This is a genomic window from Parasphingorhabdus sp. (assembly GCF_036963705.1).
Taxonomy (GTDB): domain Bacteria; phylum Pseudomonadota; class Alphaproteobacteria; order Sphingomonadales; family Sphingomonadaceae; genus Parasphingorhabdus.
Genome location: NZ_JBALUT010000028.1, coordinates 1 through 13,071, shown reverse-complemented (window position 1 = coordinate 13,071; position 13,071 = coordinate 1). Strand labels below are relative to the sequence as shown.

Below are 13,071 nucleotides of genomic sequence, written 5' to 3'. Positions count from 1 at the left end.
TTGCGCTTCATGTCACGATTGCCTGGCCAGCGTCAATTCTGCTTGATGGCATGTGACCAAACCCCTAACGCACCCCGAACTAAAGCAATATGCTCCAGAAGGATTATTATGACCACCGAAGCCCGCTATGATATCGTCGCCATCGGCAATGCAATTGTCGACGTAATCTCCCAAGCCAGCGACGATTTTCTCGAAGAGGAGCAGTTGGTCAAGGGCAGCATGGCCCTGATCGACGCCGCACGGGCGCAGGAATTGTACCGCGACATGGGTCCTGCGCGCGAAATTAGCGGCGGTTCAGGCGCCAATACGCTTGCGGGCGCGTCGACACTGGGACGTCAGTGCGCTCTTATCGCGCAAGTGGCCGACGATCAGCTCGGCGAAGTTTTTGCCCATGATATCCGCGCTACCGGAATCGACTTTGACGTGCCGCCGCTAGGCAAGGAACCGCCGACTGCGCGCTGCCTGATTTTTGTCACGCCCGATGCGCAGCGAACGATGAATACTTTTCTCGGTGCGTCACAGTTTTTGCCGCCGGCTGCGGTTAATGCCGATCTAATTGCGAGCGGTGCTATTCTCTATCTCGAAGGCTATTTGTGGGACGCGGATGAACCCAAGGCTGCCATGGCGCTGGGGATCGAAATTGCCAAGGAACATGATCGCAAGGTCGCCTTCACCTTGTCCGATACATTTTGTGTCGACCGGCACCGGACAGACTTTGTCGGCCTGATCGATGATGGCAAGATTGATATATTGTTCGCCAATGAGGCGGAAATCATGATGTTGGCCGAGACAGAGGATTTTGACGTTGCGGTCGCGCAAACGGCTGCCAAAGTTGAAACGCTGGTCGTGACGCGAAGCGAGCAGGGCGCGATCGCTGTTAGAAATGGCAAGACAACCGCCGTTGCTGCGGAACCGGTTGACAAGATCATTGACACGACGGGTGCCGGCGACCTTTTCGCTGCCGGCTTCCTGAGCGGCTATATCGAACAGCGTCCGATGGAAGAATGCCTGACGATCGGGGCTATCGCCGCTGCGGAAGTGATTTCGCATTATGGTGCGCGTCCTGAAGCTGATCTGCGGGAGCTGGTAAAAAACCGGCTCGGCTAATCAGCCTTTCATTTTGAACAATTTCCGGTCTTCCGGTCCAAAGCCCCATTTCCAGATGACCCAGGCGTAGCTGCCGAGGATCATCGGGATGCCGATGATCAATTCCATCCACTCGGGCAGATAGGTTGCGAGATAGCCGACACCGGACGCCGCGACGACCGCGATCAGCAAGGTCCAGCGCCAGCCGTTGACCGGAGCATCGAGCAGCTTTGACAGGAATATGGCCTTCACCACCGAGGCATAAGCGAGAGCGACCATCAGTGCCGCCGCGACGGCTGCGGCTTGGAACAAAGGTCCCCAGCCCAAGTAGATGCAAATCTGGATGAACGCGACGCTGAGCGCTGCTTGCAACAGCAACATCGACAGCGAGATCAAGAGATTGCGATGGCGGGCGATATAGACCAGCGCGGATTCGCTGACGACCGCGGTCGCTGCGACAGCTTCTGCGGCGAGCAGGAAGGCGAGGGCACCGGTTCCGCCTACGAAACCCGGTCCGACCAGTCCCATCACGGCTTCGCCGGGGATTGCCAGTGCCAGAGCAATGCCAATCTGGGCGGCAATGATCCAATAACCAACTTGGCTGACCTGGCTGGCAATGGCTTTCAAATTGCCTGCTTCCAGATTGCGGGTGATGACCGGGCCGAGGATCGGATCAAAGCTGGTTTTGAGCTTCTGCGGCAGGCTCGCGACTTGTTGGGCGATATAATAGATTCCGACAATGGCCGGAGAAGCAAACAGGCCGAGAATGGCGAGGTCCAGCCTTCGTGATCCCCATTCGGCAGCATCGGCAGCGGCGAGCGGCATATTGTGCCGCGCCATTTTTGCAATTTTCATCGGTTCCGGTCGCCAGCCATGGGGCAGGCCATAGCTTTTGAAGAAGGGCCAGAGCGATGCCAGCAACGCGGCAATCATCGACACGACATAGGAGATAATCAGGCCATCGCGGAGCGAGTAATAGGAGAAAAGGAAGGCAGCGATGCTGATTGTCCACGGCTCGACAATCGATCTGGCGCGCACCGTTGACGCTATGTCGAAGCGATAGGCGAGGGCGGCCAGAGCAATATCGGCACCGACAACGGTGAAAATGACGATCGGCAGAAACCGGTCGAGACCGTTGATCTCACTATTGGGGAACATGATGAACGGAAAAGCGACGAGGATCGCTGCCGCTAGCCCGGATGCAACGAAGCTGACCAGCAGGCCATCCCAGACCACATGGACATGCGGTCTTTTGGTTTTGCTGAGCTGTGCTGCCAATCCGCGTTTAAGGCCCAGGGTGGCAAGCTGTGCGGCGAATTCGACCACCAATATGGCATAAGCAAAGCGGCCCAGCGCTTCCGCTCCATATATTCGGCCCGCAATGAACAGAAATGGAAGGCGCGCGGCCAGGCGAAGCAGAAAGCCAAGAATATTGGTCCGTCCGCCTTTGGCCAGCGCGGCAATATCATCCTTGCTCTTGTCCGTGGGCTCGCCGCCATCAGAAGGCGCTGCACCAGCCGTGCCTGATGTTTCAGGACTGTTCAAATCGCTCTCCGGCTGGCCCGCTCCAGTGGTAGCTGTCTATAACAGTTTCGAGATTTTGTCATCATCATGCCTTGCCGGTCTATCTGCGTTCGGAAACCAGCGGCCTTTTCATGAGCTGCGTGACCACAGACTGAACATCGGCCTCGCCAGCCAGCAAGGCGCAGACGGCATCGACTATCGGCATTTTGACCTGGCGCGCCTTGGCATCGCGTTGAAGGACGGGTGCGGTCGAGGCGCCTTCGGCAACCGTGGTCCGGTCGGACAACAGTGTTTCTGCCGACTGGCCTTCACCCAATCCTTTGCCAAGCGAGAAATTGCGCGAACTGGTCGAGGAGCAGGTAAGTACCAGATCACCCAGACCACAAAGGCCAGCCAATGTATCCGCTCGGGCTCCACGGGCCGCTCCATAGCGGAGCATTTCAGCAAAGCCGCGACTGATCAGCGATGCGCGCGCATTTTGACCGAGGCCGGCTCCGTCGACCACACCGCAGCCGATCGCCAGCACATTCTTGACCGCACCTCCGATTTCCGCGCCGGCGATATCGTCGGAATAATAAGGGCGGAAACTTGGCTTTGCGATTAGCGGGTTGAGCTTGTCCCATAGATCCTCGTTCTCGCAGGCCAATGTCAGCGCGGTTGGCAGGCCTTGGGCGACTTCATGGGCAAAGGTGGGGCCCGACAAAATCGCGAGCGGGCTTTGGGGCCGGACTTGCTGAGCAACCTCGCTGAGCAGCATCTGGCTCTGCGCCTCGATCCCCTTGCAGCACAGGATCAGTGCGGCGTCGGAATCGGGCAGCGCCTCTAGGCTGGCCCGCAAATGCTGCGCTGGTGTCACCAGCAACAACACATCGCAGGCCGCGATCGCATCCCAATCCTGCGTCGCCCGGATATTTTCGCGGAGCCGGTGGCCCGGCAGGAAAGATCGATTCTCGTGGAATTGACTGATCTGCTCAACAATTTCAGGCTCGCGGGCCCATAGCAGCAGCTGTTCTTGGCCTTCGGACAGGACTTGCGCCAATGCCGTGCCCCATGCGCCTGCGCCGACCACGCCGATTTTTGCTTGCGCTTCGGTCATGCTTTTACCCCCGCGCCGCGCGCTTTTTCAGCGGTCGGGTCAAGGGGCCAGCGCGGCCGGGCGACAAAATCCAGGGAATCGGTCAGACCTGCTGCGAAACGTTCGGCCCCAGCCCACGCAATCATCGCGGCATTGTCGGTGCATAGCCAGTTGGGCGGTGCGGTGAAGGCCATGTCGTGGCCCTCCGCGATCTCTTCAAGCATGACGCGTATGGGTCCGTTAGCGGCAACCCCGCCAGCGACAACGAGATGCTCGCAGCGCCCATGATCGAGAATCGCTTTTTCGAGCCGGTCGCGCAGGCAATCGACGACCGCCTGCTGAAAGGAAGCAGCGAGATCTTCGGGCCGATGTGTGCCGCTTTGATGGGCCCGGACGACCGCGCTTTTCAATCCGGCGAAGGAGAAATGTGGTTCGGATGACCGGATCAGCGGGCGCGGGAGGGGCACTGCCTTGGAATCACCCTCGCGCGCCAGCATTTCGACTTTCGGTCCGCCGGGATAACCGAGGCCCAATATTTTTGCGGTCTTGTCGAACGCTTCGCCCGCAGCATCGTCAATCGTTGTCGCCAGTCGCCGATACTGACCGACGCCCTCCACACGCAAGATCTGGCAATGACCGCCGGACACCAACAGCAGCAAATAGGGAAAGGCCAAATCGGGATTGACCAGTCTTGGGGACAACGCGTGCCCTTCCAGATGATTGACCGCGATCAGAGGCTTGCCTGCAGCCATCGCGAGGGCTTTGCCGGTTACCAGGCCAACCATCACTCCGCCAATCAGGCCGGGACCTGCGGTCGCAGCGATTGCATCGACATCGTTCAGCGATTTTCCTGCTTCGTCCAGAGCGGCTGCGATCAGCGGCGTCAGAATCTCGGCATGGGCGCGGGCTGCAATTTCGGGAACCACGCCACCATAAGGGGCATGTTCCGCCTCCTGGCCTGCAAGTTTGTGCGCCAGAATCTCGCGCTCGGAGGTAACCAACGCGGCTGCCGTTTCGTCGCAGCTGGATTCAATTCCCAAGATCAGGCTCATGACGCTTTTACTTAGGCGCTCAAGCCATTAGGACAAGCGCAATCATGAGCAAAGACATCAAAAAAGAGATTCTCGCCGGACTGGATCGTCCGCTCCGCATCGGAACACGCCAGTCGCCACTGGCTTTGGCGCAGGCTAAAATGGCCGCCAATGCGCTGCTTTCTGCCCACGGCTGGCGGCCTGACCAGGTCGAACTGGTACCGATGATCGCTAGCGGCGACAAGATATTGGACCGGTCGTTAGCTGAATTCGGCGGCAAGGCGCTGTGGACCAAGGAACTGGATCGCGCGCTCGATAAAGGCGAAATCGACTGTGCGGTACACAGTATGAAGGATGTCGAGACCATTCGCCCCGGGGAGTTCATCCTCGCGGCGATGCTGGAGCGCGCGGATTTTCACGATCGGCTGATCGGTGCGGATTCGATCGAAGCCTTGGCTCAACGCGCCATCGTCGGCACCGCGTCGCCGCGCCGCAAGGCCCAGCTTTTGCGGCAAAGGAAAGATCTCGATATCCGTTTGATCCGCGGAAATGTGCAGAGCCGTTTGCATAAGATAAAGACTGGCGAGTATGATGCGACTCTGCTTGCCGCCGCCGGCCTGAACCGGCTGGATATGGAGGATGTTGGAACCGACATATCCGATGAGATCATGCTTCCCGCGCCAGCGCAGGGTGCGATCGGGATTGAAGCGCGGTCGGATGACAGCCATGTCCGGCGCCTGATGCACGCCATATCATCGACCAACACCTTTCGCGCGGTTACCGCCGAACGCATGTTTCTCGAACGATTGACCGCCGATTGCCACAGCCCGGTGGCGGCGATGGCGACGATCGATGGTGCGACTATCCACCTGCGTGCCGAAATCTTGCTGCCTGACGGGTCGGAGTTTGTGGATGGTCAGTCCAGTTTTGATACCGGAGATGTTTCGGCTCCGGGCATATTGGCAGACACGCTGCTGGGACAGGCGAGCGCTGAACTAAAGGCCATATTTGGCCGATGACCCCGAAGCTGCTGATCCTTCGGCCGCTCGACGGGGCATTGCAAACCGAACGGCGAGCGAAGGATTTGGGATTGTCCGCTGTTGTCGATCCTCTGTTCACCATCGAGTCGATTAACTGGTCAGGCCCGGTGGCGGCAGATTTTGACGCGCTGTTGTTGACCAGCGCCAATGCGCTCCGATTTGGAGGTGCTCAGCTGGAGGCCTATCAATCTTTGCCGGTTCTGGCGGTTGGCGCCAAGACTGCGGAGGCAGCAACGGTGGCAGGATTTCAAGTCGAAAAGATTGGCGAAACCGACGCGCGTGATCTTCTGCACGAACTTGGAGATGCTCCGTATCGGAATATATTATGGCTGGCGGGCGAGCAGCATACTGAGCTTTCATCGGACGACCGGCACTTGGAAATTGTCCCTGTCTACCGCTCGAAAGCGATCGCGCTCGGCAATGAAGCGATAACCTGCCTAGACGAGGTAAGCATCATACTTCTGCATTCGACCCGTGCTGCCAGACATTTCCTGTCCGAATTGGACCGATTGCGGTTACCAAGAACCATCCATCATGTGCTAGCGTTTTCAGAGAAAGTAGCGGAAGCGGCCGGACAAGGGTGGAACAGCGTGCAAACCGCGGACCATCCGGACGACGACGCTTTACTGTCTTTGGCCAGCACACTATGCCGGTCAACTTGAGCGCATTTGGTCCTTTTAGCGGCCGAACCGAAGAAAAGGAGCCGGAATGAGCCGGGATTACGAAAGGCTTTCGCCATCAACTGGCAAGAGCAACCTGACGCGCAATGTATTGGTGTTGATGATCGTGGCCTTCGTTGGCGGCGCTATCCTGACCGGATGGATATTGTCCCGATACAATCCCTTCGACAGCAAGTCAGAAGCGGAAATCGCCACTGTTGCCAGTGGCGATAAAGCGGGGTCGGCCACCGCAGATCCGGTGACCGCGCTTGCGAACCGGATTGATGCGGATGGCAGCGTCTTGCCTGCGAAATCGCAATCGACCGAAGGTACCGCTCCGGCGCTGACACCCGAGCTTGAGCGCGCTCTGGCCGTGCGGGTTGCCGATCTGGAAGACCGCTTGTCGCGGATCAACGTACAGGCACAGGCCGCATCGGGTAATGCTGCCCGTGCCGAGGGCCTGTTGATCGCATTCGCTGCGCGACGCGCGCTGGATCGTGGATCGCCGCTCGGTTATATCGATGCCCAGTTGCGGCTTCGTTTTGGCGATGCGCAGCCCAAGGCGGTCACGACAATCGTCAATGCATCTCGCCAACCGGTGACGCTGGAAGAACTGGAGGCAGGACTGGACGATATCGGGCCTTCGCTGACGTCCGGCTCCGGTGGTGCAGGATTCTGGGCCGAATTTCAGCGGGAATTGTCCGACCTGTTCGTAATCCGTCGTCAGGGTTCACCTTCCCCGGCACCGCAACAGCGATTGTTGCGGGCGAAACGCTATGTCGAAACCGGCAATGTTGAAGCTGCGATTGCTGAAATCGAGAAACTGGCTGGAGTCGAGAAGGATGATGACGCGCTAGTCTGGATGGAAAAGGCACGGCGCTATAATGAAGCGCGTAGGGCGCTGGACGTCATTGAAACCGCGGCGATACTCGAGCCGCAACAATTGCGAACTGCCGAAGGGGAACGAGTGGATCAGCCTTCTCCGCTTGCTCCATCCACCGCAATACCGGCTCCCTGATTATTCAGGAACAACTCTGCGAGCTCAGATGGCACGCGAACCGCGCGGCCCTTTGCCTGATCGATAATGGCCCAATTGGTCTTTGCGACAACCTTGATCTTGCCATCGGGCCCGGTGAAGCTGACATTACGCCAGAATCGGGCGCCTTTGGGAGGTTCTGAAATCCACGTACGGCCGATGACAGATTCGCCAACTCCGACATTGCCGCGATAGTCGATCTCGTGCCTGGTAACGACCCAGATGTATTGTTCGATCGCAGCCGCGGGAGCAATTGCGTTCCAGTGCGCTGTCGCGAGTTCCTGGATCCATCGCACCCAGACAGCGTTGTTGACATGACCTAGCTCGTCAATGTCTTCCGGCTGAGCGGTGATCGACAGTGAGAAACCCGGTTCCTTTTCGATTTCAGAGGAGTTGGAGTTTCCGCTCCTCACTCGGCGATCTCCATTTGCCACAGGATGAAGGCGAATTCTTCCGCAGTTTCTTCGAGCGCATTCCACCGGCCAGACTTGCCGCCATGGCCAGCGCCCATATTGGTCTTGAGCAGCAGCACATTGTTATCGGTCTTGGTCGCTCGTAGCTTGGCCGCCCACTTGGCGGGTTCCCAGTAAGTCACGCGAGGATCGTTGAGGCCTCCGGTGATCAGCATCGGCGGATAATCCTGCGCGCTCACCTGATCATAAGGGGAATAGCTCTGGATATATTCAAAGGCGGCTTTGTCCGTTATCGGATTGCCCCATTCCGGCCATTCGCCGGGGGTCAGTGGCAGGCTTTCGTCCTGCATCGTGCTCAGCACATCGACGAATGGCACATGAGCGGCAATCGCACCCCACAGATCCGGATCGCTGTTGACGATCGCGCCCATCAGCTCACCGCCTGCAGAACCGCCGGAAGCGCTGATCCGGCCTTTGGACGTATAGCCCTTGTCGGCTAATCCCTTGGCGACATCGACAAAATCGTTGAACGTGTTGGTCCGCTCCATCAGCTTGCCTTGAAGATACCAGTTGCGTCCCAGATCATCGCCGCCGCGGATATGGGCGATAGCATAGACAAAGCCGCGATCGACGAGCGACAAGCGCGTGGTCGAAAAGCTTGGCGGGACAGCATAGCCATAAGCGCCATAAGAATAGAGATGGAGCGGCGCGCTGCCGTCCAGCTTGGTGCCATTTTTATAAACCAGCGAGACCGGAACCATCGCGCCGTCGCGAGCTTTGATGGTCAGGCGTTCGGTGGCGTACTGGCTGGCGTCATAGCCGGACGGGATCTCCTGAACCTTCAGAGTTTCGAGGCTTTTATCAGCCACGGTATAGTCATAGACGGTATCCGGCGTGACCATCGATTCATAGCCTAGCCGCAGTTTGCTGACATCATATTCCGGATTGTCGTCGAGCCCGGCACTATAACTGGCTTCGGGGAAAACGATGCGCTCGACCTTCGAAGGATCGGCGTAAGAACGGATTTCGACCTGGTCGAGGCCATTTTCTCGGCCTTCGGTGACGTAGAAATCCTTGAATGGCGTCATGTCGGTCAGGTAAAATGCGTCCGATCCGGCAATCAGCGTGGTCCACTTGTCAGGCTTGTCTAGCGATGCGGTGGCCAGCCGGAAATTCACATGGTCATCATTGGTCAGGATATAGAGCTTGTCGTCATGCTCCTCGACCGAATATTCGCGGCCCTTTTTGCGCGGAGAAATCAGAAGCTGTTCTGCCGTCGGATTATCGGTCGGGACCAGCCGTACTTCGCTGGTTTCATTGTCGCCTGTCGCGATGACGATGAATTTTTCCGAATGGGTCAGGCCGATGCCGACGGTAAAGCCGTCCTGCTCTTCCTTATATAGTTCGATATCATCTTTCGGGTCGCTACCGATCACATGCATCCGTGCATTGTCGGTGCGCCAGTTGTCATTGGCGAGGCCATATAGCAGATTCTTCGAATCCGCTGACCAGACCAGGCTGGACAGCGTGCCCGGAATGACATCGCTCAGCATTTCCCCGGTATCCAGATTCTTGATCCGCGCTTCAAACCGCTCCGCGCCGGTGTCATCGACCGAAAAGGCCATAAGCTTCCCGTCGGGGGAAACCGACATCGCGCCGAGGCGGAAATATTCCTTGTCCTTGGCCAGCGCATTTTCGTCGAGGATCAGCTGGTCAGCTCCGCCGGACACGGATTTGCGGTAATGCTGCTTATATTGCATGCCTTCTTCAAATTTGGCCCAGTAGATCCAGTCGCCATCTTTCTGAGGGACCGAGCTTTCATCTTCCTTGATCCGCGCCTTCATTTCGGTGAACAGCGATTTGGTCAGGGCTTTCTGTCCCTCCATATTCTGTTCGAACCAGCGGTTTTCCGCTTTCAGATAATCGAGGACATCTTCGTCATCTACCGTGGGATAGCTCTGATCCTTCAGCCAGTGATAGGGGTCGCTAACGGTATAGCCGTGACGTTGGTAACTGTAAGGCCGTTGCTCTGCCACCGGTGGTTTGTCCATTTTTTCTGTCATGGTCTCTTCTGTTCTGGATTGGGAGAAAGCGGGAGCCGATAAAAGGGCTGGAGCCAATATCGTGCTTGCTATCAATGCTAAAAATATCTGTTTCATAATACCTGTTTTCGGCGAAGTGGGTGGCGGAAAACGTCTGAAACACCTATGTGTTTGCCAAGCAGCTAATTCAAGGAGTTTCACAGCCAGTGTTGATGTCTACATATGAAGCAAGGCTCGCAGCCCTGCGCGAACAAATGGCGAAAGACGGACTCGGCGGATTTGTCGTTCCGATTTGCGATGAACATATGAGCGAATATGTCGGCGAATATGCCCAGCGGCTCGGCTGGCTGACCGGATTTGGCGGCTCGGCCGGTTCGGCGATCGTGCTGAAAGACAAGGCGGCGATGTTTATCGACGGACGCTATGTCGTGCAGGTCCGTGACCAGGTCGATGGCAATCTCTACGAATATGTCAATGTAGCGGGTCAGAAGCCGCATGAATGGCTCGCCGCCAACGCGCCGGCAGGGTCCAAAATCGGCTATGACAGCTGGCTGCACACCCGCGAATGGGCGGAAACGGCTGCCAAGGCATTGACCAAGTCCGGAGCGGAACTGGTTGCGGTGGAGAATAATCCTATCGACGCAGTCTGGGAAGAACAGCCGCAGCGTTCGCCCGAAAAGCTAGTGGTTCATAGCGACCAATATGCCGGACAATCGGCGCGGGACAAGCGCGCGAATGTCGCGACATGGCTCAATGACAAAGGCTATGACGCTACCGTCATTGCCGCGCTGGATTCTGTTGCCTGGTTCTTCAACGTCCGGGGCGGGGATATCGCCAACACACCGGTGCCGCTGGCTTATGCCATTGTGCGTGCGGACGAAACGGCGACGTTGTTCGTGGCTCCAGAAAAGCTGACAGATGCGGTACGCGAACATCTCGGCAATCATGTCGAGATCCGCGACTATGATGAACTGGCCGATGCCTTGTCAGACATGGCTGGTAAAACCGTTGCGGTCGATCCGGAACGCTCTGTCGCCGCCATTTTCCAAGCGCTCGACAATGCCGGAGCCACAATCGTCAAGGATCGTGATCCCACCATTCTTGCCAAGGCGATCAAGAATGAAACCGAAATTTCCGGCCACAAGTCCGCGCAAAAGCGCGATGGTGCGGCTCTGACCAAGTTCCTGCACTGGATGGCGAACGAAGCGCCCAAGGGCGGGTTGGACGAATTGTCGGCCGCAGCGCGTCTGCGCAAATTTCGCGAAGAAAATCCGGAGCTCAAGGACCTGTCCTTCCGGACGATTTCTGCTGCCGGTGCTCATGGCGCTCTGCCCCACTATAGTGTGAACGAAGAAACCAATCAGCCGGTCGAGATGAATTCTCTCTATCTGGTGGATAGCGGCGGACAATATCTCGACGGTACCACCGATGTGACGCGGGTGGTCGCTGTCGGTGAACCGACTGCGGAAATGCGAAAACGCTATACCCAGGTCCTGCAGGGCCACATCGCCCTCGATCAGGCTGTTTTTACCAAAGGCACAACCGGCGGACAGCTCGACATTCTGGCACGCCAATATCTATGGGCCGATGGCGTGGATTATGGCCACGGTACCGGTCACGGGGTCGGCAGCTATCTTGCTGTGCACGAAGGGCCGCAACGGATCGCAAGCTTTGGCGGCATGACCGAAGCCCTCCAGCCTGGAATGATCCTGTCCAACGAACCTGGATATTACAAGGCTGGCGAATTTGGCATCCGGATCGAGAATCTTTTTCTCGTCGAGGAGCGGGTCATCGAAGGCGGCGAACAGACCATGCTCGGTTTCGAGACCCTGACCTTCGCACCGCTCGAACGCAAATTGATCGATGTTGATATGCTATCGCAGAACCAGCGCCAGTGGGTTGATGACTATCATGCCAAGGTACGTGCTGTAATTGCGCCGCAACTGGACGGCGAAACGCTGGAATGGCTGGAAGTGCAAACCGCACCGCTGTAAATTATCGACGGCAGCGAGCGGGGCGCCTTTTGCCAGACGGCGGGCAAAGTCAGTTGACAGGCCAGTTATGCTCGGCAAAGACCCGCCGCATGACCGAACAGAAAAACCCCCGCGACGGCTTTCGCCTGATCACCCCGCTGCGTGTGCGCTACGCCGAATGCGACTTGCAGGGCATTGTCTTCAATGCCCATTATCTGGCCTTTGCCGATGTTGGCATGACCGAATATATGCGCGCGCTGATGGCCGAGAACGGGCCGCGCGACAAAGTGGACATGCTCGGCGGCTTCATGCAGCATTTTGGCGGCGACAATTGGGTGCGCCACGCCGACGTCGATTATCGCGCATCGGCAAGAGCCGATGATCTGCTCGACATCGCAGTGCGGATCACACGCTTCGGCCGGACCAGCTATGCGTTGCTCGTGCATATCCTGCGCGGCGAGGAACTGCTCAACGTCGTCAAGCTGACCTATGTCTGGTTTGACCCCGCAACCGATCAGGTTGCCCCGGTGGCCGCGAAATTTATCGAGGTGGTCAGCGATTTCGAGATAATCAAGCCCGAGCGGGCAGTGGTGAACGCTTAGATTAAGGCCTTAAGGTTGCGGCTTGGCGTCGGGCTCGCCAGGCACCATCTGTTTGGCTTGCGCCTTGCGCAGGCGCAAATTGGCTCGCAATTGCTCGGCAAGACGCGCGGCTTTCTCGCTTTCCTTGCGGATTTTTTCTGATTTTGGCTGGGGTTTTGGCATGTCGCCTGTTTGCATTATCCTGCGAATAATGCAACTCCGCTTGACAAGATGCTAAGCATTTGGTCTTAGCCCCTCGGTTCGGTCGAAACCGCCCGAGTTGGTGGTTATCGCCAGCGTATCAAAATGGTCCGGCTGCTGTAGCTCAGTGGTAGAGCGCGTCATTGGTAATGACGAGGTCGAGAGTTCAATTCTCTCTAGCAGCACCACCATTTTTCCCAGATTTCAGCGTCTCTAGGCTATGGCCCTGAGTACGAAATTAGTCTCTATATATGAGGGGGTTACGACTAGGTGGTTCGCTGCACCTGTCCACAGAGACCATTTGGCACCGGCGATACCAGGGCAAAATGCCCATTGATCTCGATGGCCCAAAACGCTGGCACGGGATGCACTTTCAGATTTTGATGAATTGAGGGCTTAGTTGAACCCTA

At 57.4% G+C, this 13,071-nt stretch carries 12 protein-coding genes and 1 tRNA gene; 7 read left to right on the top strand and 6 right to left on the bottom strand.

The window, feature by feature from the left end; all coding sequences use genetic code 11:
- The first annotated feature begins 108 nt into the window (after nt 1-108).
- Nucleotides 109-1,107, top strand: coding sequence for an adenosine kinase (locus tag V7680_RS08385; protein WP_335652833.1), 999 nt, complete (start codon nt 109-111; stop codon nt 1,105-1,107).
- Here the strand turns inward: V7680_RS08385 and V7680_RS08380 are convergent, their stop codons facing one another.
- From V7680_RS08380 to tsaD, 3 genes are all read right to left on the bottom strand, one after another.
- Nucleotides 1,108-2,631: a lipopolysaccharide biosynthesis protein gene (locus V7680_RS08380; protein ID WP_442954999.1), complete on the bottom strand. Its 1,524-nt coding sequence runs from the start codon at nt 2,629-2,631 to the stop codon at nt 1,108-1,110.
- Between the two features lie 79 nt (nt 2,632-2,710).
- On the bottom strand, nt 2,711-3,706 hold the full coding sequence (locus V7680_RS08375; protein WP_335652832.1) for an NAD(P)H-dependent glycerol-3-phosphate dehydrogenase: 996 nt from the start codon (nt 3,704-3,706) through the stop codon (nt 2,711-2,713).
- Nucleotides 3,703-4,737 (bottom strand): tRNA (adenosine(37)-N6)-threonylcarbamoyltransferase complex transferase subunit TsaD, encoded by a 1,035-nt coding sequence (gene tsaD / locus V7680_RS08370; protein ID WP_335652831.1) that lies wholly within the window; start codon nt 4,735-4,737, stop codon nt 3,703-3,705. The genes V7680_RS08375 and tsaD overlap by 4 nt, the downstream gene beginning before the upstream one ends.
- A gap of 44 nt (nt 4,738-4,781) precedes the next feature.
- On the opposite strand from tsaD, the gene hemC reads away from it, so the two are divergent.
- From hemC to V7680_RS08355, 3 genes are read left to right on the top strand one after another with little or no spacing between them, the layout of a single operon-like run.
- On the top strand, nt 4,782-5,735 hold the full coding sequence (gene hemC, locus V7680_RS08365; protein ID WP_335652830.1) for a hydroxymethylbilane synthase: 954 nt from the start codon (nt 4,782-4,784) through the stop codon (nt 5,733-5,735).
- Complete coding sequence (locus V7680_RS08360; protein WP_335652829.1) at nt 5,732-6,418, top strand: uroporphyrinogen-III synthase; 687 nt, start codon at nt 5,732-5,734, stop codon at nt 6,416-6,418. The genes hemC and V7680_RS08360 overlap by 4 nt, the downstream gene beginning before the upstream one ends.
- Before the next feature lie 46 nt (nt 6,419-6,464).
- Nucleotides 6,465-7,433, top strand: a complete 969-nt coding sequence (locus V7680_RS08355; RefSeq protein ID WP_335652828.1) for a hypothetical protein — start codon at nt 6,465-6,467, stop codon at nt 7,431-7,433.
- On the opposite strand, the gene V7680_RS08350 is transcribed toward V7680_RS08355, so the two are convergent.
- Together V7680_RS08350 and V7680_RS08345 are read right to left on the bottom strand one after the other, a co-directional pair.
- Entirely contained in the window at nt 7,388-7,864 is a 477-nt protein-coding gene (locus V7680_RS08350; protein ID WP_335652827.1) for an acyl-CoA thioesterase, read from the bottom strand. The genes V7680_RS08355 and V7680_RS08350 overlap by 46 nt on opposite strands.
- Nucleotides 7,861-9,927 carry a S9 family peptidase gene (locus V7680_RS08345; protein WP_335652826.1) on the bottom strand — a complete coding sequence of 689 codons (2,067 nt, stop codon included), beginning with the start codon at nt 9,925-9,927 and terminating at the stop codon, nt 7,861-7,863. The genes V7680_RS08350 and V7680_RS08345 overlap by 4 nt, the downstream gene beginning before the upstream one ends.
- Nucleotides 9,928-10,118: 191 nt before the next feature.
- Here V7680_RS08345 and V7680_RS08340 point away from each other — a divergent pair, with 191 nt between their 5' ends.
- Together V7680_RS08340 and V7680_RS08335 are read left to right on the top strand one after the other, a co-directional pair.
- The gene (locus V7680_RS08340; protein WP_335652856.1) at nt 10,119-11,900 is read left to right on the top strand and encodes an aminopeptidase P family protein; all 1,782 of its coding nucleotides are present in this window, start codon (nt 10,119-10,121) and stop codon (nt 11,898-11,900) included.
- A gap of 89 nt (nt 11,901-11,989) precedes the next feature.
- The gene (locus tag V7680_RS08335; RefSeq protein WP_335652825.1) at nt 11,990-12,481 is read left to right on the top strand and encodes an acyl-CoA thioesterase; all 492 of its coding nucleotides are present in this window, start codon (nt 11,990-11,992) and stop codon (nt 12,479-12,481) included.
- A 9-nt stretch (nt 12,482-12,490) separates the two neighbouring features.
- On the opposite strand, the gene V7680_RS08330 is transcribed toward V7680_RS08335, so the two are convergent.
- Nucleotides 12,491-12,643, bottom strand: coding sequence for a hypothetical protein (locus tag V7680_RS08330; protein WP_335652824.1), 153 nt, complete (start codon nt 12,641-12,643; stop codon nt 12,491-12,493).
- Nucleotides 12,644-12,774: 131 nt separating this feature from the next.
- On the opposite strand from V7680_RS08330, the gene V7680_RS08325 reads away from it, so the two are divergent.
- Nucleotides 12,775-12,849: transfer RNA gene (locus tag V7680_RS08325), tRNA-Thr, on the top strand.
- Nucleotides 12,850-13,071 lie beyond the last annotated feature (222 nt).